The organism is Nocardia sp. BMG111209 (assembly GCF_000381925.1).
In the GTDB taxonomy this organism is placed as follows: domain Bacteria; phylum Actinomycetota; class Actinomycetes; order Mycobacteriales; family Mycobacteriaceae; genus Nocardia.
In genome coordinates this window covers 4413007-4435766 of the sequence record NZ_KB907307.1, presented here as the reverse complement: position 1 = coordinate 4435766, position 22760 = coordinate 4413007, and the positions used below count along the sequence as shown (strand labels likewise).

At 65.2% G+C, this 22760-nt stretch carries 24 protein-coding genes; 17 read left to right on the top strand and 7 right to left on the bottom strand.

Annotation, left to right across the window (positions count from 1 at the left end; translation table 11 throughout):
• The first annotated feature begins 35 nt into the window (after positions 1–35).
• Genes G361_RS0120540 through G361_RS0120520 form a run of 5 tightly spaced genes read left to right on the top strand, consistent with a single transcriptional unit; the run spans position 36 to position 5182 of the window.
• Positions 36–854, top strand: a complete 819-nt coding sequence (locus G361_RS0120540; RefSeq protein WP_036494184.1) for an SDR family NAD(P)-dependent oxidoreductase — start codon at positions 36–38, stop codon at positions 852–854.
• A complete protein-coding gene (locus G361_RS0120535) occupies positions 845–2116 on the top strand; it encodes a sulfotransferase (protein WP_019928986.1) in 1272 nt (423 codons plus the stop codon). The genes G361_RS0120540 and G361_RS0120535 overlap by 10 nt, the downstream gene beginning before the upstream one ends.
• Complete coding sequence (locus tag G361_RS0120530) at positions 2113–3348, top strand: MBL fold metallo-hydrolase (RefSeq protein ID WP_019928985.1); 1236 nt, start codon at positions 2113–2115, stop codon at positions 3346–3348. The genes G361_RS0120535 and G361_RS0120530 overlap by 4 nt, the downstream gene beginning before the upstream one ends.
• Complete coding sequence (locus tag G361_RS0120525) at positions 3345–4142, top strand: sugar phosphate isomerase/epimerase (protein WP_026343286.1); 798 nt, start codon at positions 3345–3347, stop codon at positions 4140–4142. The genes G361_RS0120530 and G361_RS0120525 overlap by 4 nt, the downstream gene beginning before the upstream one ends.
• Entirely contained in the window at positions 4139–5182 is a 1044-nt protein-coding gene (locus G361_RS0120520; RefSeq protein ID WP_019928983.1) for a zinc-binding dehydrogenase, read from the top strand. Before G361_RS0120525 ends, G361_RS0120520 begins: the two co-directional genes overlap by 4 nt.
• A 471-nt stretch (positions 5183–5653) precedes the next feature.
• Here G361_RS0120520 and G361_RS48440 read toward each other — a convergent pair whose 3' ends face one another.
• Positions 5654–7378: an AIPR family protein gene (locus G361_RS48440; RefSeq protein ID WP_196814516.1), complete on the bottom strand. Its 1725-nt coding sequence runs from the start codon at positions 7376–7378 to the stop codon at positions 5654–5656.
• A gap of 151 nt (positions 7379–7529) precedes the next feature.
• Positions 7530–8909 carry a hypothetical protein gene (locus G361_RS0120515; protein WP_155981519.1) on the bottom strand — a complete coding sequence of 460 codons (1380 nt, stop codon included), beginning with the start codon at positions 8907–8909 and terminating at the stop codon, positions 7530–7532.
• A gap of 419 nt (positions 8910–9328) precedes the next feature.
• Here G361_RS0120515 and G361_RS49595 point away from each other — a divergent pair, with 419 nt between their 5' ends.
• Entirely contained in the window at positions 9329–9466 is a 138-nt protein-coding gene (locus tag G361_RS49595) for a hypothetical protein (protein WP_019928980.1), read from the top strand.
• A 327-nt stretch (positions 9467–9793) separates the two neighbouring features.
• Here the strand turns inward: G361_RS49595 and G361_RS44250 are convergent, their stop codons facing one another.
• Positions 9794–10084 carry a hypothetical protein gene (locus tag G361_RS44250; protein WP_019928979.1) on the bottom strand — a complete coding sequence of 97 codons (291 nt, stop codon included), beginning with the start codon at positions 10082–10084 and terminating at the stop codon, positions 9794–9796.
• Positions 10085–10461: 377 nt separating this feature from the next.
• Here G361_RS44250 and G361_RS0120495 point away from each other — a divergent pair, with 377 nt between their 5' ends.
• The 7 genes from G361_RS0120495 (at position 10462) to G361_RS0120465 (ending at position 17635) form a co-directional block, all read left to right on the top strand.
• Positions 10462–10668 carry a hypothetical protein gene (locus G361_RS0120495; protein WP_019928978.1) on the top strand — a complete coding sequence of 69 codons (207 nt, stop codon included), beginning with the start codon at positions 10462–10464 and terminating at the stop codon, positions 10666–10668.
• A 348-nt stretch (positions 10669–11016) separates the two neighbouring features.
• Complete coding sequence (locus G361_RS49590; RefSeq protein ID WP_155981518.1) at positions 11017–11307, top strand: hypothetical protein; 291 nt, start codon at positions 11017–11019, stop codon at positions 11305–11307.
• A gap of 222 nt (positions 11308–11529) precedes the next feature.
• Complete coding sequence (locus G361_RS0120485) at positions 11530–13479, top strand: KUP/HAK/KT family potassium transporter (RefSeq protein WP_019928976.1); 1950 nt, start codon at positions 11530–11532, stop codon at positions 13477–13479.
• Between the two features lie 264 nt (positions 13480–13743).
• Positions 13744–15231, top strand: a complete 1488-nt coding sequence (locus G361_RS0120480) for a hypothetical protein (RefSeq protein ID WP_019928975.1) — start codon at positions 13744–13746, stop codon at positions 15229–15231.
• Positions 15232–15310: 79 nt separating this feature from the next.
• On the top strand, positions 15311–16090 hold the full coding sequence (locus G361_RS0120475; RefSeq protein WP_155981517.1) for an enoyl-CoA hydratase/isomerase family protein: 780 nt from the start codon (positions 15311–15313) through the stop codon (positions 16088–16090).
• 2 nt (positions 16091–16092) lie between these two features.
• Positions 16093–16971, top strand: a complete 879-nt coding sequence (locus G361_RS0120470; protein WP_019928973.1) for an SDR family oxidoreductase — start codon at positions 16093–16095, stop codon at positions 16969–16971.
• A 331-nt stretch (positions 16972–17302) separates the two neighbouring features.
• Positions 17303–17635 carry an Lsr2 family protein gene (locus tag G361_RS0120465; RefSeq protein ID WP_019928972.1) on the top strand — a complete coding sequence of 111 codons (333 nt, stop codon included), beginning with the start codon at positions 17303–17305 and terminating at the stop codon, positions 17633–17635.
• Positions 17636–17734: 99 nt separating this feature from the next.
• On the opposite strand, the gene G361_RS0120460 is transcribed toward G361_RS0120465, so the two are convergent.
• Positions 17735–18340, bottom strand: coding sequence for a hypothetical protein (locus tag G361_RS0120460; protein WP_019928971.1), 606 nt, complete (start codon positions 18338–18340; stop codon positions 17735–17737).
• A gap of 412 nt (positions 18341–18752) precedes the next feature.
• Between G361_RS0120460 and G361_RS0120450 the strand changes: the two genes are divergently transcribed.
• Together G361_RS0120450 and G361_RS0120445 are read left to right on the top strand one after the other, a co-directional pair.
• Positions 18753–19037, top strand: coding sequence for a hypothetical protein (locus G361_RS0120450; protein ID WP_155981516.1), 285 nt, complete (start codon positions 18753–18755; stop codon positions 19035–19037).
• Positions 19038–19120: 83 nt separating this feature from the next.
• Complete coding sequence (locus G361_RS0120445) at positions 19121–20488, top strand: MFS transporter (protein ID WP_019928968.1); 1368 nt, start codon at positions 19121–19123, stop codon at positions 20486–20488.
• Positions 20489–20622: 134 nt separating this feature from the next.
• Here G361_RS0120445 and G361_RS50435 read toward each other — a convergent pair whose 3' ends face one another.
• Positions 20623–20847, bottom strand: coding sequence for a recombinase family protein (locus G361_RS50435; RefSeq protein WP_019928967.1), 225 nt, complete (start codon positions 20845–20847; stop codon positions 20623–20625).
• Between the two features lie 238 nt (positions 20848–21085).
• A complete protein-coding gene (locus tag G361_RS0120435; RefSeq protein ID WP_019928966.1) occupies positions 21086–21364 on the bottom strand; it encodes a hypothetical protein in 279 nt (92 codons plus the stop codon).
• A 94-nt stretch (positions 21365–21458) separates the two neighbouring features.
• On the opposite strand from G361_RS0120435, the gene G361_RS0120430 reads away from it, so the two are divergent.
• Complete coding sequence (locus G361_RS0120430) at positions 21459–21860, top strand: hypothetical protein (RefSeq protein WP_155981515.1); 402 nt, start codon at positions 21459–21461, stop codon at positions 21858–21860.
• A gap of 202 nt (positions 21861–22062) precedes the next feature.
• Positions 22063–22317, top strand: coding sequence for an ANTAR domain-containing protein (locus G361_RS51020; protein WP_019928964.1), 255 nt, complete (start codon positions 22063–22065; stop codon positions 22315–22317).
• On the opposite strand, the gene G361_RS44240 is transcribed toward G361_RS51020, so the two are convergent.
• Complete coding sequence (locus tag G361_RS44240; RefSeq protein WP_019928963.1) at positions 22270–22671, bottom strand: MerR family transcriptional regulator; 402 nt, start codon at positions 22669–22671, stop codon at positions 22270–22272. The two genes, G361_RS51020 and G361_RS44240, sit on opposite strands and share 48 nt — an antisense overlap.
• Positions 22672–22760 lie beyond the last annotated feature (89 nt).

Genomic DNA, 22760 nt, shown 5'->3' with positions numbered 1-22760 from the left:
GACCACTTGACTGCAAATCCAATTTTGCTATACCAATGTTAGTTGTGTTCGATCTAACAGGCCGCGTGGTAGTCGTCAGCGGTGGAAACGCAGGAATCGGGTTCGCGATGGCCCGCGGCATCGCCCGCGCCGGTGGTGACGTCGTCGTCTGGGGCCGCCGGCCGGAGAAGAACGAGCAGGCGGTGCGGGAGCTCGCCTCGTTCGGCGGCCGTGTGCTGGCCCAGCAGGTCGACGTCGGTGACGAGGCCCGGGTGGTCGAGGCGATGCGCGAGGCGGCCGAGGAGTTCGGCCGGGTCGACGGAGTCATCGCCAACGCCGGATTGATGAGCCACGAGCGCAGCTTCCTCGATATGACCAGCGAGGCCTGGCACGGGCTGCTGGCGGTCAACCAGCACGGCGCCTATCTGGCCGTGCGGGAGGGCGCGCGGCAGATGAAGCGGCAATGGGACGCCGGTGACACCTCCGGCGGCTCGCTGCTGTTCTGTGCCAGCCTGTCGGCGCTGACCGGCAGCCCGGGGATGCAGCACTACAACGCGGCGAAGGGCGCGATGGTGGCGATGTCGCGCGGCATCGCGGTGGAGGCCGGCCGCTACGGCATCCGCTCCAACGTGGTCTGTCCCGGTCACACCGTCAGCGAGACGGTGAGCATGCCCGACGATCATCCCGTCGTGGAACGGGTCCGCCGGTACAACCCGTCCGGCCGGATGGGTCTGGCGGAGGATTTCGAGGGCATCGCCGTCTATTTCATGAGCTCGTTGTCCCGCTTCCACACCGGCGACCTGGTGGTCATCGACGGTGGCTGGATGGCCAACGCGGGTAAGAGCGACATTCTGGGGTTGCCGCAATGGCCGTGAAGGTTCTGCGCGTCGAGGGGATGCGCCGCGACACCCGCACCGCCGAGGAGCGGGCCGCGCTGGAGGCCGCCGAAGCCCGGACGGTCGATCTGAGCGTCGAGTATGTGCTGACGGCCGCTCGCTCGCAGACCGGGCTGGACGACTTCGGCGCGATGGACTTCACCGAACGGCTCGGCCTGCTGCTGGCCGAGGTCGCCGCGGACGCCAACGTGTGGCAGGCGAACAAGGCCGGATTCGTCGACCGCTGTGTCAAGGCCGCCGCGAATCGTCTTCGGATCCAGCACTATTGGCATGAGAATCCGCAGTGCCTGGACGTCCCGGTACGCCGCCCGATCGATGTGGTCGCGTTACCCCGTTCCGGCAGTACGCATCTGGAGAACCTGCTCGCCGCCGACCGCCGGCTGCGGCACCTGCCGGTATTCCTGGCGGCCCAGCCCGCTCCGCAACCGGGCGCGGTGGCCGGTCCCGACGGGGTGGATCCGCGCTGGTCGGCGTCGCAGCGGCATTGGGAGCGGATCTCCGGCGGCAACGAGATCCTCGCCGCGATGCACGAACATTCGCCGGATCACGGCTGCGGTGAGAACGAGCTGCAGATCCCGGATTTCGCCAGTTACCAGTGGGAGTGGATGGCCGACGTGCCCGGCTTCCGGGACCACTATCTCGGGCACGATCAGACCCCGCACTACCTGTACATGCGAAAGGTGTTGCAGGCCATCGCCTGGCAGTTCCCGGGCGAGCAACGCTGGATGGTGAAGTCCAATCAGCATGCCGAACAGCTCGGCCCGCTGCTGGCCGCCTATCCCGATGCGACCGTAGTGATGATCCACCGCGATCCGGTGGCGACGTTGCAATCGCTGCTCACGATGCGCGGACTGGCCTTGAAGAGCAGCCAGAAGACCCCGGATATCGACGCCCACGTCGAATACTGGGTGCGCCGCATCGAGACCATGCTGCGCAGATATCTGCGCGACCGGGCATGGGTGCCCGCGGGGCAGCTCGTCGAGGTGATGTTCGACGACGTCGTCCGCGACGATGTCGGCACCGCCACAACCGTTCTCGAACAGGCCGGACTGGACGTCACCGACGAGTGCCGCGCCGACCTGCACAGGTATCTCGCGGATCATCCGCGCGGCCGCAACGGCCGAGTCGTCTACGACCTGGAAGGTGACTTCGGCCTGAACGCAGATCAACTGCGGGACCGATTCGCCTTCTACACCGACGAATTCGGCATCCGATCGGAAACCGGGAAGGGGCAGCGATGAAACAGCCACTCAATGCGCTCATCGTCAAGGAGGGGGAGGGATCGCAGGCCGCGATCCCGCTCGGGGACGGCATCTTCGCCTCCCGGGGTATCTCCAACAGTTATCTGGTCACCACACCCGACGGCGATGTGCTGATCAACACCGGCATGTACAACGAGGCCGACCAGATCCGGGAACGCTTCGCCGAGGTGAGCGAGAACCCTTGGCGGGTAATCATTTTCACCCAGGGGCATCCCGACCATGTGGGTGGCTGGTCGCAACTGACCGGCCCCGGGGTGGAGACGATCGCGCACGCGAACCACACCGATGTACGGGAGTACTTCCGGCGGCTGCAGCCGTTCTTCGCCCGCCGCTCCCGGCAGCTGTGGAACCGCGACGTCACCCGCGTGGACCCCACCCACCAACCGCCGGAACCGGTCCTGACCACCACCTTCCTGGACAGTCACGCCTTCACCCTCGGCGGCCGGCGCTTCGAGCTGTACTCCACCCCCGGCGGCGAGACCACCGATTCTCTGGTGGTGTGGCTGCCGGACGACCGAATCGTGTTCACCGGCAACATGACCGGCCCGCTGTTCGGCCATGTGCCCAATCTGTACACCATCCGCGGCGACAAGATCCGCAGCGCCCGATCGTTCCTCGCGTCCGTGGACCGGGTGATCGCGCTGGAACCGGAGGTGCTGATCACCGGCCACGGCGAACCGGTGCGTGGCGCCGCGGAGATCCGCCGGCGGTTCACCGAGATCCGTGATGCCACCGAATATCTGCGCGAGCAGACCATCGCCGGGATGAACGCGGGCACCGACCTGTGGACGCTGATGGGCAGCATCACCCTGCCGCCGGAACTGAACATTCCCCAGGGGCACGGCAAGGTGCCGTGGATCGTGCGGGCCATCTGGGAGGAACACGCCGGCTGGTTCCGCTACGAGAACACCACCGAGCTGTACGACGTTCCACCCGAAGCGATCTCGGGTGAGATCGCCGACCTGATCGACACCGCGACACTGCTGGACCGAGCCGAGGCACACCTGGCGGCGGACCGGCCGGTCCACGCGCTGCACTTCGTCTCGATCGCGCTGGTCCGCGACCCCGGCGACCGGCGGGCACTTCAGGCGAAACTGCTTGCGCACCAGCAACTCCTGGAGCGCAGCGGCCGGGAGAACTTCAGCGAGGTGCGCTGGCTGGAGGCGCAGATCCGCGACATCGAGGCGCGGTTGGAAGGACATCCCGCATGACCCATCCCAGGCTTTCGGTGAGCCAGATGTGTACCTACTCCTGGTCTTTCGGGCAGAACCTGGAGCTGATCGACGCGCTCGGCCTCGCCAAGGTGGGCCTGCTGATCAACAAGGCCGACGACTACGGCCGCGACGCCGCGGTGGCCGCCCTCGCGGACCGCGGAATCCCGGCGACCACGGTGATCACCCGCGGTTTCGACCTGTCGGCCCCCGACACCTGGGATGCCGTCCGTGCAGAGTTGAACGGCGTCACCGATCTCGCTGCCCGCACCGGCGGTTCCCCGTACTTCACCCCGGGCGCCGCCGACGGCCGCTCGTTCGACGAGCTCACCGAGGCCCTGGCCGAAGCGGTCGCGCCCTGTATCGGCTACGCCGAATCCCGCGGCGTCCGGTTGGCGATCGAGCCGACCCTGCGCCCGGATCGGTCCTACTTCCACACCCTCGCCGAGGGTATCGAGGTGGCCGACCGGACCGGGCTCGGCCTGATCGCCGACATCGGAAACTGCTGGGGCGAAACGGATTACGAGGCCACCGTGCGCCGCGCCGGATCCCGGATCGCGGTGGTGCAGATCTGTGACGTACGCACCGACCCGCCCCCGCCACCCGGCGACCGCGTGGTCCCCGGTGACGGTGACCTCGATATCGCCGGCTTCGTCCGTGCCGCGCTGGACAGCGGCTACACCGGCGTCTTCGAACTGGAGGTACTCGGCCCGGGAGTCGAGGCCGAGGGCTACGCCGCCACCACCCGCCGCGCGGTCGACCGCGCCACCGCACTCCTCGAGGAGGTCCTGTGACCACGACCAGCCGGGCGATCGTCTTCCGCGGCGACGAGACCTGGGAACTGCGCGAACTGAAGGTTCCCGACCCGCAACCCGGCGGCGCGGTCCTGCGCGTCGAGGCAACCGGACTGTGCCACAGCGACATCGACCACTTCCGCGGCCACGTCCACACCTCCTGGGGTGGCGCGTTCCCGTCGATCGCCGGCCACGAGATCGTCGGCCGCATCCACCGGATCAGCGCGGCCGCCGAACGCGAATGGGGTGTCTCCGAAGGTGATCGGGTCGCCGTGTGCGAATTGGTCGTCACCGCGGACGGATACCGCATCTACGGCCACGACTTCGCCGTCGACGAAGGCTCCGGCCTGTACGGCGGATTCGCCGAATACCTCGAACTGTTGCCCGGTTCCCGGGTCTACCCGCTGCGCACCGACCGGCCCGCCGATGAGCTGACCGTGTTCGAGCCGCTCTCGTGCGCGGTCACCTGGGTGGCGCCGGTGCAGCAGGACGACATCGTCGTGATCGAAGGCCCCGGCCACATGGGTATGGCCACGATCGTGGCCGCCAGAGCCGCCGGCGCTTCTCGGATCATCGTGACCGGCACTGCCGCAGACGAATTCCGGCTCCGCAACGCCCGCGCCATCGGCGCCGACGCCACCATCGACGTCTCCGCCGAAGACCCCCTCGACCGGATCCGCGAACTGACCGGCGGGAAGATGGCCGACGTCGTCATCGACGCCGCCGCAGGCAATCCCGTGACGGTCAACCTCGCGATGGACCTGGTCCGCAAAGGCGGCCACGTCGTCATCGCCGGTATGAAAGACCGTCCGCTGGAGGGCTTCCACAGCGACTGGATACCCACCCGCCGCATCACCCTGCATCCCGGCGCGGGCCTGGACACCAAGACCGCCGCCGAACTCATCAACGACGACAAGATCCCCACCGCGGCCATGCTCGGCGACAGCTTCGCGCTCGAGGAATTCGAGCAGGCCTTCGAATTATTGACCCGCAAGGCAACCGGTCGCGATTCGATCCGGGTCGCGTTGCGGCTGGCGTAATTCCGCACGGTCGGCATGCCGGGATGGTCGGGACACGGCCGTCCCGGCATTGTCCTTCCGGCGGAATATCCAGTAGTGCAACGGAAACGGGCAGACGGACCCATGCGGTCCGGCTGCCCGCGTGAGTTGTCAACCGAGCTCGAACGGTGGCACGCGTCTGAGCGCTTTGATCGGTTCGTCGCTCGAGCCCGCACTCGGATCTCCTATGGCCTGGACAGCAGGTCGGCGGACCCAGCTGTGGGCACCTGAACACCTGTCATCCACCGATCATTCTTCGTTGCATGCCACCGGATGATTAGGTCCGGTTGATCGAACGCAACAGTCGGAAGCAGGACATATACTTGTTCATGGGACATTGACTATGTTTGTCTCCCGTTCCGGGAGATGTGTCCCGGCTGTGCATATCCGACTGCGGAGATTATTGGAATATCGACCCGAGTATTCCCCTCGGGTCCGGGAGTAGATACCGCCCTATTTCCGAATGCTTACGTTCCCTGCGAAGCTTTCGAACGTGCCTCGATACAGTGTTTTCAGTGAATTTAGGACGCCAACAAACTTCGGCACTGCCCTGGCGACACTCTCGTTTGAGATTCTATTTTTGGAGAATGCATCGGATAGTTGGGCCGACAAAGCGAGGATCATTTCTATTATCGGAACCCATAGCTCGCTTGCGACGGCCGGGCTGAGATTATCCTTGAATTCAAGATCGAAGCGGTTTGGAATCGGCTGCCCAATGATCGCTTCTATGCATTGCGATATTACATAGACAAGTAGGTAGTTGGCACCTTTTTTGTTTAGGAAGATCAGCGCGTTAAGGTCCTCTTCGGTTAGAAGCGCTGAATCCTGCCGTTGCCTCGCGGTAAGAGCGATCTGCCTATCGTTAATCGCGCTAAGGAGGCTGTAACAGAATACTATGTGTCGAGCTGTGGTTCGGTCGGTGAAAATTGCCCGGTATGTACTCTCGTTGGTCCAGATGTCGGACTTCTTGTCGTAGGCTGTCACCGGGTCGCCGTGAAATGCCGACAGGGATTGTCCAACGGTATACGATGGGACGGTGAAGCGGCTGCGTTTGATAGCATCGCTGGCACCACCTCGGCGACCACCCTCGTATTCGGCACCGGGGATATTGGCAAACTCGTTTCGAAGTCGCTGCTGAATTTGATCGGTACTTCTGAAATCTGCTGCTTGGATGCGGTTCTGTGAGTTATTAAACCGGACAACACTTCCGACAATCGAGTCCTTCGATGCTTTTACAAACCGTATCGGCACTTGTAAGTCCTCGCCGGGGGATTCCTCAAGGCTGCCGATCGATCCCGTTGTCTGAGCCCCGTTGACGATGGAAATTCCCGTGATGGTCAATTTTTGATGGCCCCGAGCCTTGCGTCGCAAGCTGTAGTCAAGGACCAACGCTGTAATTCCGTTGTTGAAGACGTAAAAGTTCTGAGGCTGCTCCAGGGCAGTCTTCTTTATTCCGTTGTTGATGTTGGAGTCACTCTCTCGCGAGCCGAGATACCCGCGCAGATTGGCCGAGAAAAGGTCCGTCTGATATGTGGAGAATATCGTGTGCAGCCAACTCCCGGGAACCGTGGTCACGAGCGAGCTCCAATCCTCCTCTACGACTTCAACGGTCCCGGGGACCGCAAGTTCAAATTCATCAGTCACGATGATCGTCCGCTCGGCCTGCGCATACAGGCGCTCAAAGGCGTTTGAACCGACTTCCTCGGCGAAGATGTTTATCTCGGGGCTGGGATCGAGATTGCCCAGGAGAGCTTTCGCGGTCCTCTCGACTGCGCGAAGCTCGTTCTGGACATTGGTCGAGTGAGGTAGGTTGTGAACATACCAGATGTAGAACTTACGGATATCGCCAGCTATTACGGCCGACCGCAATTCATCCGCTCGGCCCTTGAGCGCCTCGGGTAGGCGTTCAATATCTTCGGAGAGAAGCCATGTCAATGCAGTATTGAGGTCCGACGCCTTATTCGACGGTGCGCTCGTCTTGCCTTTGGAAGAGACATAACACTGCGCAATAACAGCTACCTGCAAGTCCTTGTCAACGTAAAGTACATCGCACTTTTTGTCATCTCCCCCGCCGGTAATCGCCTCTGTAGCCACAGATCGAACGTCGTCCAGTCCGAACTGGAGACTGAGCGCGTAGACGCCGATCGCGTCATCAGTCAACCCGTGCTCGTCACGCATCGCTCGAAATGCGCTCATCCAGTCCGAACTTGGTACGGTCCCCACCGTCGTCCCTCTCTACCCTTGGTGCACAAAGGAAATTAGCTGTTCACTGTGCCGGCGTACGGCTTACCCGTCGATCATCGAGTCGGATTTGTCAAGCGAAGTTCTTTCAGCCCGAACAGTTCTCGATACCCGGCACGCTACCGATCACCGGCGGGCCGACAGTACCATCGTCACCGACAGAGAACCCTAGGACCGGCACACCGAGCTGTCCGTGCAACACCGCGTCCGGATCCCCGCTGGTCACGACCACTACCTGACCGGCCTCGGAGTACGCCTTCTTCACATGCCGATCGCCGGAGTACGCCGCGATCACGGCGTCGGCTGTCGAACCGTCGCCGACCCCGCGATCGGTGACAGTGCCCGCCGCAGTGGCGATCGAGTCGACCTTGCCGTCTTTCCTCCCGACGAGCACCTGATTGACGCCGAGCTTGGTCCGGAAGTCGATTGCCGCGCATGCGGGTGTTGACGCCGAGGTTGTCGTCCCCTGAACCGCAAGCGCCTGCTGTCGGGTCATACCGATCGAAATGGCACCGAATCCGTTCTCCGTCGCGACGGTCCCGCCATAATTCGTCGGCGGCTCACCAAGTTTGACGTCAGGGATCGACAAAGGTCCATAACCGACGGTCGCAACCATCGGCTCAGCGCTAGACTTCGAGATCGATTGGATCTGCTGGATCAACCCGCTGTCGTCGATCCAGTACTCGACCGCCTGAGTGGTCAACCCGATGCTTTGCAACGTCTGCTGGTCCAACGCGGCCGGATCGATCGAGGGATCGAGACGAGTCAGATTCGCCAGGAACGTCGCTGAGTCGATCGTCCCGCTCACATGAGTGGTCTGGACACCGTGCAGCACTTCGGTTCCGACGACTATCACATTGCGCAGCGCGCCGTCGTAGAGCTGCCACGTCAGATTGGGATCCTTGACGATGCGTTGCTGCAACCGAAACGTTCCGTCACCCGCACCGAACGGTATGGTGATATCGCGCCACACTTGTGGATGAGCGGCCGCCGCCTTCGCGGGCGCCGCTGATGCCGACAACAACAGCTGGGTGTTTCGCGAATACATCTTGCCGTTCTCGGTGACGGTCTCAGACCCATCGACGCTGTCGGCTATGAGCGATCCGAGCAACAGCCCAGGACCCTGGTCAGCGGAACCGGCCTGGTCGAACAACTTCGCAAACCCGGGGCCGAAGCGGGTGTAAATGTGTGCCCCGTGATTCTCGACTTGGACTTCGGTCACGAGGTCTCCGCCGACTGTTGCCTTGAGATCGACCGTGGCCGCCTGCGATTCACAGTGCGCCGCCGCGTTGAGCTTCTGCTCCGGGTCGGCCGCCGCCTTCCACGCTTCACATGCCGGAGGCGTCGGTGCGGTGTCAGTTTGCTGCGCAGCATGATCGGGCCCACAGGCAGCCACGCCGACAGTGGCGCTGCAGATTGCCAGAACCCCCAGTCTCGACATCAATCCCGAACCATGAAATGAACCCACAGGAGGTCCCCTTCGGATCGCAGCGTTCAAGCCTGCCAACAGGTTAAGGCCCGACAAGGCGCACTGCGGTCGAACGCTCGAGATCGGGCGCCGTGCTCCCCAGACCTCTGGACAGTATTGAGACGTCACGGAAGCGAGAACGGTTGCGGGCCTGGGGGACGGCCGGGATCGTGTGCAGCATGTGGAGATTCGGAGGTGTGGGTCGCCGTGGAATTCGGCCGGTTGTGTTGCGGCACCGGCCGGTGTCGCTACCTGCCCTGGAGGTGTATGTCGCGACAGCCGGTCTCGGTGCCGGCGGTGTCGGTATCGGTGTGCAGGATGGGGTCCCATGGTGGGGCTCCGCGTTGTTCATCGGGTTCGGTGTCGTGTGGTCGGCGGGTGGACTGCTGATGTTCTAGTGGTCCTGCCGGTATGCGCCGGTGCTGGTGACCAGTGTCGGGATCTATCTGTACCGCAGTGGATTCGGGTACGACTTCTACCCGTGGGCGGTGGTCACCGACGTGCATCACGACGCCTACCCGGTGCCGACTCCCGCGAATCTGCCGCATTATCGGTGACGGGTGACCGTGGTGCCGGGCGGATCGGGGCGCGCTCTGGCGCAGGCGTCGTGCCGAGTGCCACGACGTCGTAATCCGTTGCATCCCAAGGATTGCCATACGGCAGTCGCGTCGATCGAGCACGGTGCCGGAACGGTTCCGGGGGTTCGTGCTGCGAGGCGGCCGATCTCGGTCTTCGCGCCGCATGTCCGGCTACACCACGCATGATCACACGTCCCGCGACGCGGTCGATACGCGGAAAGCCGTGGGCGCCAGAGCCGTTCCCGGGCAGGCTCCCGAGTCGACGGACGAACATCGCCGGGTGACGGCGACGCCGTGGGCCGACCGTCACGTTCGGCGCTTCGGGTCCGACAGCAATTGTGCGACCTCCTCGCCCCGGCTGGTCAATCGGATCGGCCCGCGGCTCATCAGAGGCTCGTCCCAGCTGCCATGGTCACCGCCGATGAGGAGTCCATGGGCTGCCATCAAGCGGAGGGCGGACGCCAGATCCGCCCACTGCGCCCGTACGAGTCTGGCCAGAAGCGCTACGGTGCAGCCGGATTCGGACAGCAGGTCGAGGATCTCGACGACGTGGGAATGGGACGCCAGTTCGGCCGGCATCACCGGATTATCGGGCATCCGAACCACCTCCTCGCTGCCCGGAACCAGAACCGGACAGGAATCGGACGCTAGGCGGTATCGACCCGGTCGATGGCTGCATTGACGCACTCTTGATGGCTTCTACCTGCCCTTCGAACGAGTTTCGTACGGGTTCCCGGGTGGCCCGCGGCTCACGGAAGCCGCGGGAGTTTCCGAGGGGCACCTCGGCGGTGGACTGATCATGACGGTCCCGCTCGGGGTGGCGGTGTAGCCGAGTGGCCCGTGTCGCCCGCTCGCAAAGGAATCGCGAAGCCGGCGGCCACCGCCGTAGCGGAAACGTACAGATTCGCCGAATTCGCCGGTGCCGGTGTTGAATCGGTGTTCAGGGGACAGGATCGGCAGAAGAGGCAAGGGTTATGGGCATCGTCGGCGAGGAAGTCCGTCTCTCGTCCGTCACTGTGCACTGGTCGGCCGCGGAGGCCGCGTTCATCGCCCGATCGGATCAGTATCCCGGTCTGGTCGCGAGGGACGAATGGTCCTCGCTGGCAGCGGTCGACAATCTGATCGACGTGATCGAACGGCAACGGCGACCGGATCTTTCGGCCGGGCGGCCCGCCGCGTGAGAGATCCGCTCGTGGCGCGGGTTGCGCACCGGCACAAGGGTTCCGGCGGACCGAAGTCCGGGTGGGTCGGTTAACGGAAGTCGGCGCGGGCGGGAAATAGAGATTGTGAAGATCAAGAAACTCCTTGTCCTGGCCGGATGTCTGGTCGCCGCCGGGTGCGCGACCGACGGCCATTCGACGGCCGGTAGCCCCACGAGTGCTGCCGCCACCACGCCGTCCTCGACCGCAAATTGCCCGTACCGAGGCCCGAGCGGCTTCTGTTTCACACCCCCGGCAGGTACGACCGCGAGCAAGTCGGGCGACTCGGTCGTCTTCGTCCGCGCGGCCGAACCGAAGGCAGCACAGGACGTGGCGATTCGAACCGAGACGTTCCCCGCGACACCCGAATTCGTCTCGAGCCGACGCGAATTCGCGCGCGGTGGCACCGGCGCACCCGACATCGTCGTACTCGAAGATGTCGACATCGCGGGTGGCAAAGGTTTCTATGTGGCGACCCAGTCCAGCTCGAACGTGCTCGTGACCGCTCTCGTTCCCGACGGCGACAAGTTCCACGAATGCACGGTCAATGTGTACGCGACGGACAAGGACGCACTCGCGGACGAGATCCAGGCCTGCAAGTCGCTGAAGGTGGCGAGCTGACACAACCGATGGCAATGGCACGCTGCCGTTGACTCCCGATGCTCCCGGAGCGCGTCCGGGAGCATCGCACGGGATTCGTCCGGGCGTCACGAACGGGTAGCCACGATGATGCCCGCGACGAGTCGGCGTGCGCGACTCCGGACGGGCACGCGGCGAGGAAGCCGATTCGGCCGGTATTGTCCGGCACACGAGCGCGATCAGCTCGTGCAGAGGAGGAACGCCGTGACCGACGCCCCATCCGCGACCGCACCGCAACCGCCGGTCGACCATGCCGGACCCCGCGATTCGGTTCGACCGGCGGTGGTGGTGGGTGCGCTCGGCGTCGTGTTCGGCGATATCGGGACCAGCCCGATCTACACCCTGCAAACGGTGTTCGCCCCGGGCGACCCGCATCCGGTGCCGGTGACCACCGAGAACGTGTACGGGGTCGTGTCGCTGGTGTTCTGGTCGGTGATGATCATCGTGACCGTCACCTACGTGTTGCTGGCGATGCGCGCCGACAACGACGGCGAGGGCGGCATCATGGCGCTGATCACCCTGCTGCGTCGCTGGAGCGCGCCGCAGGGCCGCCGGCTCGCGATGGTTCTCGCGGCCCTCGGAATCTTCGGCGCCTCACTGTTCTTCGGCGACTCCATGATCACCCCGGCGATTTCCGTGCTGTCGGCGGTCGAGGGGCTCGAGGTGGTGCGGCCGTCGGCGGCCGGACTGGTCGTACCGATCACCGCCGTGATCATCGTGGCGTTGTTCATGGTGCAGCGGCGCGGAACCGCGGTGGTCGGACGCATTTTCGGGCCGGTGATGATCGGCTGGTTCACCGTCATCGGGGCCTGCGGAGTGTCCGGGATCGTCGAGCACCCCGAGATCCTGAAGGCACTGTCGCCGACCTACGCGCTGGGATTCCTGTTCGGCCACTTCGGCACCGCGTTCTTCGCGCTGGCCGCGATCGTGCTCGCGGTGACCGGCGCCGAGGCCCTGTACGCCGACATGGGTCATTTCGGCCGCCGGGCCATCACCCGCGCATGGCTGCTGCTCGTGTTCCCCGCCTGCGTCCTCAGCTATCTCGGCCAAGGTGCGCTGATCCTCGACGACCCCACCAACATATCCAGCCCGTTCTTCCTGCTCGTGCCCGGCTGGGGCCGCCTGCCGATGGTGCTGCTCGCCACAGCGGCCACGGTGATCGCCTCCCAAGCGGTGATCACCGGCGCGTACTCGGTGACCGCGCAGGCCGCGCAACTGGGATATCTGCCGCGCCTGCGGATCGCGCACACCTCCGAATCCACGATCGGGCAGATCTACGTGCCCTGGATCAACTGGCTGCTCATGGTCTCGGTGCTCACCCTGGTGTTCGCGTTCCGCAGCTCCACGGCACTCGCGTTCGCGTTCGGCATGGCCGTCACCGGCACGATCACCATCACCACCCTGCTGTTCTTCTACGTCGCCCGGGTGCGCTGGAACATACCGTGGTGGCTGCTCGGCCTGGGTGCGATCCCGCTGCTCACCGTCGATCTCCTGTTCGCCGCGGCCAACCTGACCAAGCTCGTCCACGGCGCGTGGCTGCCACTGCTCATCGGCATCACCGCGTTCACCATCATGACCACCTGGCAGCGTGGCCGGCGGATCGTCACCGCCGAACGCGAACGCCGCGAAGGCGCGCTACCGGCCTTCATCGACGCGATGAGCGCCGGCACCCCACCGACCACCCGCGTCCCCGGCACGGCGGTATTCCTCAGCCGCGGCAAGCAGACCGCCCCACTGGCCCTGCGCGCCAACGTGGAACACAACCATGTCCGCCACGACCACATCGTGATCGTGTCGGTCCGGACCGAACCGATACCCCGTGTCCCCGCGGACGAACGGATCATCGTCGACAACCTCGGCAACGGCGACGACGGCATCACCCACGTCACCGTCCGATGCGGATACATGGAAACCCCCGACGTCCCCGCGACCCTCGCCGCCGTCGACCCGGCCGACACCGAGGGCCGCCTCGACCTGGACCACGCGTCGTACTTCCTCTCGAAGATCGAATTGCGAATCGGCACAGAACAATCGATGGCGTCCTGGCGCAAGCACCTGTTCATCGCCACCTCGTACATCACCGCCGACGCCGCCGACTGGTTCGCGCTGCCCCGCCACCGCACCGTGATCATGGGTTCGCAGATCGAGGTGTGAACCTCGCCCGCCGCCACCGGCCCATGGACCGACCGCAACGGCACAGCCGGCAGGCGGTGGACCGATCCCGAGTCCGGCGATTGCGCGGCGGGTCTCGGGCACAACGGTTTTGCGGATTTCCGTACACCGATGAGGTGAATACTTACGGTCTCCATACGCGATTCGATGGCAGCATGAGCCTACGGATTTCCGTATCGGTGGGATGCGCAGGGGGATGCCAATGCGGGCGGCAGCCGAGTTCGATTTCGCCGGGATCGGCGCGTCATGACCTCGTCACAGCTGATGACGACACGACCGCGGCGGATGCCCGCTCGGGACGAGTCCATATCGCATCGAACGGCGCTCCGCCTGCGCGGTTGTCTGCCGGCCCGGGACGACACGCCGGGCTGGATCAGGTTTCTCGCGATACCGGCGGTAGCGCTCGCGGTGGTCACCGCCATCGTGACGGCTGCCGACGCCCGGTCCGCCCGCGGCGGTATCGAGATGATCGGCGGCCACACCGCACCCACCGTCACCGCGACCGAGGACCTGTCGTTCGCGATCGCCGACATGGACGCGCAACTGGCGAATATCGTTCTGGCGGGCAATGATCCGGCATTGGCGCCGGTTCGAGATACGGCGATGCGCGGCTACGAGCAACGCCGCAGCCAAGCCGACGCCGACCTCCAGCAAGCGATGACCATCGTCACCACCGACGCCGCCGTCCAGCAGATCCGCGAGATACTCGACCGCTTCGGCGGATACGAGGCCCGCGCCGCCGACACCATTCAGCTCGACGAAATCGACCAGGGAGGCGCCGGGAGCCCGTCCGCCCGCACGCTGGCGGATTTCCGGACGGCCACCGGCCTGATTCCCGACTTGCTCTCGCGCGCACAGCAACTCGCCGACACCAACAGCGCGGTGCTGGAACGGTCCTACCACGGCAGCGTGCACGCCGCGACGATCGCGCGAATCCATCTCGCGCTGCTGGGAGCGGCGCTGTCGGCCACCCTGATCGGCCTCCAGATCCTGTTGCGCGTGAAGACGCGCCGCCGCATCAACCCGGCGCTGCTGGCCGCCACCCTGCTCACCGCGGCCGGAATCACCGGCGGCATCCTCGCGAATTCCGTTGCCGTACATCAACTCACCGTCGCAAAGCCGCAAGCGTTCGACTCGCTGCTGGCCCTACGGCAGGCCCGCGCGGTCGGCTACGACGCCAATGCCGACGAGAGCCGATACCTGCTCGACCCACAGCGCGCCGCCGGATATCAGACCGCATTCTTCGCCGAATCACAGCAGTTGGCGGCCCTGCCGGTAACCGGCATCAACGACTACGACGCCGCCTTGAACGCCGCCATCACGGCCCAGACCGCCTCCGGCCCAACCGGTTCCGGTACCGCCCCGTCGATCGGCGCCGACTCCTTCCTCGGAAAGGAACTGCGCAACATCACCTTCGAAGGGGAACGTGCGGCCGTGACGCGGACGCTGCTCGCCTACCGGACATATCAACTCGACGATCGCAGATTGCGCAGTACGACCGACCCGGCCGCCGCCATCGCCTACTGCACGGGCCCGTCCGATCAGCACTTCACCGCCTACGACCAGGCATTGGTCGCCACCATCGACATCAACCAGCATGCCTTCGACGCGGCCGTCACGGAAGCCGAGAAGGCCTACTCCGGCTGGACGGGAGTGCTGCCCGCCGGCGGTGCCTTCGTGCTGGTTCTGCTCGTTCTCCTCGGCGTCCGGCCCCGACTGGCCGAATATCGTTGAGGCCGCCTCGTCGATGCCCGCCGCCGAAGTTCTCGGAAAGAATGTATAAAACATACTGTCCTCAACTAGTGTGACCTGGGTGGCAGGTACCGTACGACTGGAGGTGCACGGCGCGATCGCCGTGATCACCAACGACAACGTCGCCAAGCACAATGCGTTCGACGACGAGATGGACGCGCAGCTGTTCGCCGCGCTGGGGGAATTGCGTGAGCGGCCCGAAGTGCGCGCCGTCGTGTGGCGCGGGGAAGGCCGGTCGTGGTCGTCGGGCCGCGACGTCGCGGCCATCGGCAACGCGGCCGGCCGGCTGTCCCACCACGAGCTGATGCGGCGAGGACATCGCGGCATTCAGCAGCTGTTCGACCTCGATGCCCCGGTGATCGTCGCCGTTCAGGGCTGGGCCATCGGGGGATCGTTCCAACGGGCTCTGTTGTGCGACATCCGAATTGCGGCCGAGGGAGCGCGCTTCATGCTGCCCGAGGTCGGGCACGGCGTGATACCCGACACCGGGGGCGTGGCTCGGCTGTTCCAGATGTGCGGGCACGGAGTGGCCAGCGATCTGGTCCTGACCGGCCGTCACTTGAGCGCGGCGGAAGCCCTCGACCTCGGCATCGTGTCCCGGGTCGTCCCTCCCGAGGCGCTCGACGACACCGCGATCGAAATGGCCGAGAAAATCGCCTCGGCTCCGGCCGTGACGGTGAAAATGGCGCGAAACGTCATCAATCACCTGTCGCTCGATGCCGTCCGCTCGTCCATGGCCGATGAGCTGATCTATCAGACGTTCATCAGTCGATCCGACGATATGGCCGAATTCAAACTGGCGCGTGCCGAGAATCGCAACCCCACCTACACAGGGAGCTGACCATGCCGTTGCCGGAACCACCCGCAGCGGGAGCCAGCGCGCTGCCGCGGGAAACCTTCACGGGCACAACCGTACTCGTCACCGGTGGCGGTACCGGGCTCGGTAAGGCCATCGCCACCGAATTCGCGCGCCTGGGCGCCGCCCTCGTGATCATCAGCCGCAAAGATGAGCACCTCGACGCCGGCCGCGCTGCGATGGAACACCTCGGTGCACCCGTACTGACGCTGAAATGCGATATCCGCGACCCCGATCAGATCTCCGCGGCTCTCGACAAAGCACAGGACAGCCCCGGATTCGGCCTGCCGGCCGTGCTGGTGAACAATGCCGCGGCCAATTTCCCGGTACCGGCCGAGGACATGTCGGCCAATGCGTGGCGCACCGTAGTCGACATCACCCTCAACGGCACTTTCTTCTGCACCCGAGAGCTGGTCCGGCGCCACCTGTCCGAGAAGACCCCCGCCTCGGTGATCTGCGTAGGCGCCTCCTACGCCTGGACGGGCGGGCCCGGTTTCGCTCATTCCGCCGCGGCGAAGGCAGGGGTGAAGAACATGGTCGAAACGCTGGCGGTGGAGTGGGGCCCGTACGGCATCCAGGTCAACGGCCTGGTGCCGGGGATGTTCCCGCACGACGACCAGACCGCCGACATCAAGGAAAATCTGGCGCGGACCTCCGAGAAGGACGCCGCCCAACCAGCGATGCGAGTCGGCCGACTACGCGAACTCGGCTGGGCAGCAACCTATCTCGCCTCACCCTACGCACGATTCATCTCCGGCCACACCCTGGTCGTCGACGGCGCGAACTGGCAGCGGAAATTCCTGACCAACCCCGCGACGGTGACGGTCCGAGACCAAATGGGCAGAGGCGAATTCGCGCTCGGCTAGCGTCGTGACAGCCGCATTGTGACCGGCCGCACCTTGCACGTGCACCCGGTCTCCCGCAGTGCTGGTGGTGCGCTTCCGGTTCGAAGGGTTGCTGTCGAGCTCCGGCAAGGCAGTTCCCCCTGAACGGAGCGGTCGTTGAGCGCGAAGCCCAATCCTCGGGCAGTTCTCATACGCTCCGAGGCGACGGGTGTTAACAAGTGCTTGCGACTTTTTACGTCTCTATTGCGCCAGCGGTGCCGAAGTGTCTGTTGCGCTGCGGCGGTGGTACCGTCCTGCGTGCTGTATGGGCATAGTTACTTGATGCAGCTACGTATATCCAAAGGGGCACAACGTGGTCAAGAAGATTGTTGTTGAGTTGCTCGACGACTACGACGGCAAGTCCGACGCCGACGAGACGGTGGTGTTCGCGCTCGACGGCATCAGCTACGAGATCGACCTCAGTCTGATCAACGCTGGGCGGCTGCGCGGGGTGTTCGAGCAGTGGACACCGCATGCCCGGAAGGTCGGGCGGGTTCCCACGATCAGGAGCGCAGTGCGGCCGACATCCAAGCGACAAGATACCGCGGCGATCCGGGAATGGGCCCGAGCGAATGGGCACCCGATGTCCAGCCGGGGCCGACTGCACGGCGATCTGGTCAAGGCGTATGAAGCGGCCAACGTCTGACGTCGGGATCAAGCGCCAGTCGCTTCGCCGGCGCAAGCAATTGCTCGAGTGGCGTCGCTGTTGCAGCGCTTGATGCCGCAGGTCTGAAGTGGTTATCCGTCACTTATTTCGGAGATTCCATAAAGCGATCTCGGCAAGCTGTCCGTCAGGAAAGTCGCCAGAATCGAATGTCTGCCGCGCCGCGGAGAGGACCGTGCTGCGGTGGCCTTTTTCAACGGCAACCATTCCCGTCAGCGCGAAACCTTTCAGCGAAGAATCCCAGACAACCTGCACGTCGTCATCGCCCCCGGACCCGACATATCGACTATCGGATGTCGTGCGCGCTCTGGGGATTTCTTCACGTCGCGCCTTGACGATACCGATGCCTGGGACGGCGAAGACATCGAAGTTATCTACGCCGCGCCACGGTATTGGCTTTTGCCAGATCATCCATCCCCGCCCGAGCAGAGAATACGTCGTTACCTTGACGTATCGCGTCCCCAGGAGGTTTCGCCTCTCCATAAGGTGCGATTCGGACAACACAACCGGCTCCGTCGGGATCCTGTTGTCTCGCATCAACGTAACGAACTCTGCGAGCTTCGCAACACGAGCTTCGGCTTGCGCAGCTCGCTCCGCTTCGGCGGCGCGGATGCGATTGATCTCGTTCTCGAGCTCGCCCATAACGCCGTTCGCCGCCTGTGTCGGGTGTTGGAAACCGAGATCCATTGTTGCGCACCGACAATAGCCCGCAAGACGATTCCCGAAACATCGCCGAACCCAACCAAGGACGACTACCGCAGTCCCGACTTCACTTCTCAACCTGTGAAGGGCCGTACTACGCCGAGCCGTAGGTCCCGGCCGAGCGCGTGCCGGTGGAGCCGGACGGTACGCGCACAGCCTCCCTGATCGCGAAGGCCTCCAGCGGCACACCGAATCCGATGCGGCCGAATGCACGCGGGTCCGTGCCGAATCCCGTCGCGCCGGCGGCCGAGCGTGGCGTCGATCTCGGCTCCTGACACACAATCCCCACGATGCGAAGTTATCCACAGGCTGTGGCCGCAACCGCGGTGCTGACCGACGACTCGTGCTGTGCTGGCAGAACCGCAAATCGCATCGACAAGTACCGATGGAGGACCTGATGACGACATGGACGTTGACCACCGAGCAGCCGACCGGTTTCCACCGCAAGCGGAGAAACACCGCCAACCGTGCAGACGCGGTAACCGCGCTGGTCGACACGGCCCGTGCACACATCCGCGCTTCGTCCGAGCCCACGAAGTACGTCCTCGAGGTCGACGGCGAGGTGATCGCGTTGCTGGTTTCCGTCGATGACGGACATGGTCGTCCCGACGGCGCTCACGCTCTGGAACTGCTCGAACGGATGGACTTGCCCCGGAAAGCGCTGTTGCGCGACATCGAATGAGGCATTCCGGACAGAACTCGGGCCGGGCGTCGGCGTGATGACGAGGGACAGTCGGACCCCGCCCGGCGAGTCGGTGCCTCGCGGTGTTCCTGGACCGGGAACCGGTCGGTCCCGGCCGCAGCATCTGGGACCTGATCCCGTACTCCTGCAAGCAGATCCCGTCGTGCTCGCGCGACAATTACCTCCAGCAGGCCGGCGCTTACGGATCCGGGTTCGGGCTCGGGGCATTTTCGATCGTCGCCGTACTCGCGCTGCACGCCGGACCGGCGGCGGTGTCGGCCCTGTCGGCGGCGGGGCTGGCCGTGGGTGCGGTGCTGGCGGTGCCGCTGGCGCCCTGGGTGGAGGCGCGTCGCAAGCGTCCGGTGATGATCGCGATGGACGTGGGCCGCTTCGCCGCGATGGCGAGCATCCCGGCCGCCTATGTCCTGGGCATCCTGACCTATACCCACCTGCTGCTCGTGGTGGTGCTGGTGGCCGCCGCCAAGATCGCCTTCAACGCGGCCAGCGGCGCCTATCTGAAAACGCTTGTGCCCGAGCAGAATCTGATCGTCGCGACCGGGCGGTTCGAGGCAACCAACTGGACCTCGGTGATCGTCGGTCCGCCGCTGGGCGGCGCGGCGATCGGGATCTTCGGCCCGGTCGTCACCATGGCGGTCGACGCGATCAGTTATCTGTTCTCCGCGCTGGGCATCTCCGCGATCGGTGCAGGTGAACCGCACCCCGGCCATCCGGTGACGCCGGGGATGCGAGTCGGGGATCTGCTCGACGGCTGGCGGCACATCCTGTCTCATCCGTCTCTGCGCCCGCTGCTGTTCAACTCGAATCTGTGCAACGGACTCATCATGGCCGGCGAGCCGCTGATCGCCGTGCTCATGCTCCGCCAGCTCGGCTTCGCGCCGTGGCAGTACAGCCTGGCCTTCGCCGCACCGTGCGTCGGCGGACTGATCGGCGCCCGCAGCGCGGCCCCGCTCGCGCGGCGGTTCGGCCGGCACCGGGTCATGATCGCCTCCGGCGTGCTGCGCGCGTTCTGGATCATCGGCCTGGCCTTCGTCCCCCGCGGCGTGCCCGGCCTCGCGCTCGTCATCGCCGTGCAGTTCGGGCTGGTCACCAGCATCGGTGTCTTCATTCCGATCTTCGCCGCCTATCGCCTCGAACAGACCCCCAAGCAGCTCGCGGCGCGCACCCTGTCCTCGTGGTCGGTGACCAGCAACCTGTCCATCGCGGCCCTGACGATGGTGTTCGGCGTGCTCGCCTCCGCGACCGGCGTACGCACCGCGCTGGCGGTTGCGGGGATCGCCATGCTGGCCACACCTCTACTGCTGCGCGGTGTGCGAGCAACACCCACGCCGCAGCCGGAGGCGCTGCCCGCGGGCGCGGGCGACGTCGAGACCTTCGTGGGCGCCCTGGACGATGGTTCCCAGATGAACTCCGTCAGCGCGGCGAAGACATGAAACACCAGCCGGCCGTCGGGGTGGTGGTGTCGAAGGCCTCGTGCGGCAGCGAAGTCCGGCCACCAGAGCAGGTCCTGCACGGACCGGTCGAGCCGGTCCAGCGCGGTCACGGCCAGGGTGTCGCCGGGGCGCAGCTAGTCCAGGCACGCCCACAGTTCCTCGCGCTCGGCGTTTTTCCCGGACTTCTTGTCCGCGAATACCCGCTGACAGCCCGCGGCTTCCAGGGTGCGGTGCTGCCGGTCGAGGTTCTGGTCCCGGGTCGACACCCGCGCGTACCCGATGAGCGCACCGCCCCCGCCGACCGGATCGAGGATGTCACCGTCGAGGGACAGCTGCGCGGCGATACCGAGCTCGGTCACGCCGGTGAGTGCACGAGAAAGGGCCGACAGGACTTGTTGGACAACCACACTCGGGCGACACGTTTTTCCGACACTCGGCCGACCGGGCGACCAGGCCTTACGTCGATCTCTGAAGTCGTCTGCACGGATGTTCGAAGTTCTCTGCACACGACGGGTATTGGGCGGGCTTCCGGAAGGAAACTCGGCTGGCTGACGTGTTGGGTCCAGTCGGGCGGTCGAGGTTTGTCTTCTGGTGCGGTCAGCGTGTGAGTAGTGCTCGGGCGGTACGGATTTCGGGGATGCCGATCAGTTCAGCGGCGGCGAGAGAGGTGACCGAGCCGGTGAGGACCCCGGCGGCGAGGGTGATCAGTGGACCGGCGACCGGTCCGGTGAGGCTGTGGTCCAGCAGTGCGAGGGTGGCCAGGCAACCGGTGCCGGCGATGACGGTGGCGGCGGCGGTGCGGTTGAAAGTGCCGGTGACGGTGGAGAATCCGAGTAGCCCGCAGCACCGGCCGCAGACGGAATAGCCGGAGCGCATCTAAACTGCTCCATGACGTCACGAAGGTCGTATGCCTCGTAGGTCCCCGCGCGTGGTACGCGACACCCTGACCGGTCGTTCAGGTTGCCCCTCAGTGAGCACGCTGCTGATCAGCGCCTGCCCCGGAGCACCGATTTGCAGCGCCGTGCACACGTATCTCTTTGTCGATGGCCTCGACTTCATCGCCCGCAGCAACAGCGGCGCAGTCGGCGGCTACCCGGGCCGGCTACTCAGGCCGGGAGGACCGCTCTATCCGACTGAGCAAGCCCGGACCGTACAGGTAACTGAGCAAGGTGAAGCGTCCAGCGGCTCCTCGGGAGTCGAAGTCCGGGTCAAACTCCGAGGCCAGACTGTCATCTGGAGCGATCTGATGTACCCCGGCGCCGACGACCGGGTTGTTGAGGAAGTCCGCTTCGACCTGAGCCAGTACCTGGCTGAGATCGAGCGCGGCTACTGGTGTTGGGGCAGCGCCTGTCTGGGCGTGGCGCACCGCTGATAGCGGGGTCCGCTCGCGTGGCTACGGCGAAACTGGCCAGCAGCACGCGTCACCCACCCATCGCTGGCGTCATCACGCGGAAGGCAGCGATTATCACGCGGGGTCAGCTTTCCGCGGTCGAGGAGCCGGATCACCGAGCAGGTCGCGAGCCTGCACGGGTATCCGCCGGTGGCGATGGAACCGACCACCGAGGCGGTGCTTCGTGGACCTCACCGCACAACTGGACCGCAACCGCCGGGAGATCCTCGACGACGAGGTGCCGGAGGTGGTCGCGGCACGGGCGGTGATCGAACAGGCCAAAGGGATCCTGATGTTCGTGTACTGGATCAGCGCCGAGCAGGCGTTCGGGGTACTGCGCTGGCGCTCCCAGGACACCAACACCCGACCCCACCACCTGACCCACACCGGCTCATCGGAGGTCCTCACGCACCTCACGCGGGCCGGTGTCGGCGCGTAGCCGGTCGTTGTCGGCGGCCAGGCCGGTGTTGACGTCTTCGAGGTCGAGGATGCGGGCGATCCCGGCCACGTTGATCCCCTGCGCCTGCAGCGCGGTGATGCGGTGCAGGCGCGCGAGGTCGTCGCCGGAGTACCGGCGGGTGCCACCGTCGGAGCGTGCGGGGGCCAGCAGGCCGTGGCGTTCCAGCGCCCGCAGCGACTGCACACTGATCCCGGCCAGCGACGCAGCCACCGAGATCCCGTACACCCCGCGGCCGGGATCGGGCAGCAGCGGCCGCGCCGCGCCCTCCGGCTGCGGAGCTGGACCGTCGGAGGGTCTGTCGCCGCCGGTATCGGGTTGTGTCGATTCGTTCATCGGTTTCCTACCCTAGCGTCTTGCACTCTCCTCCATCGAATGCTAAAACAAACCTATCGCGACAACAACAGATTATCGCGACCGTCGTC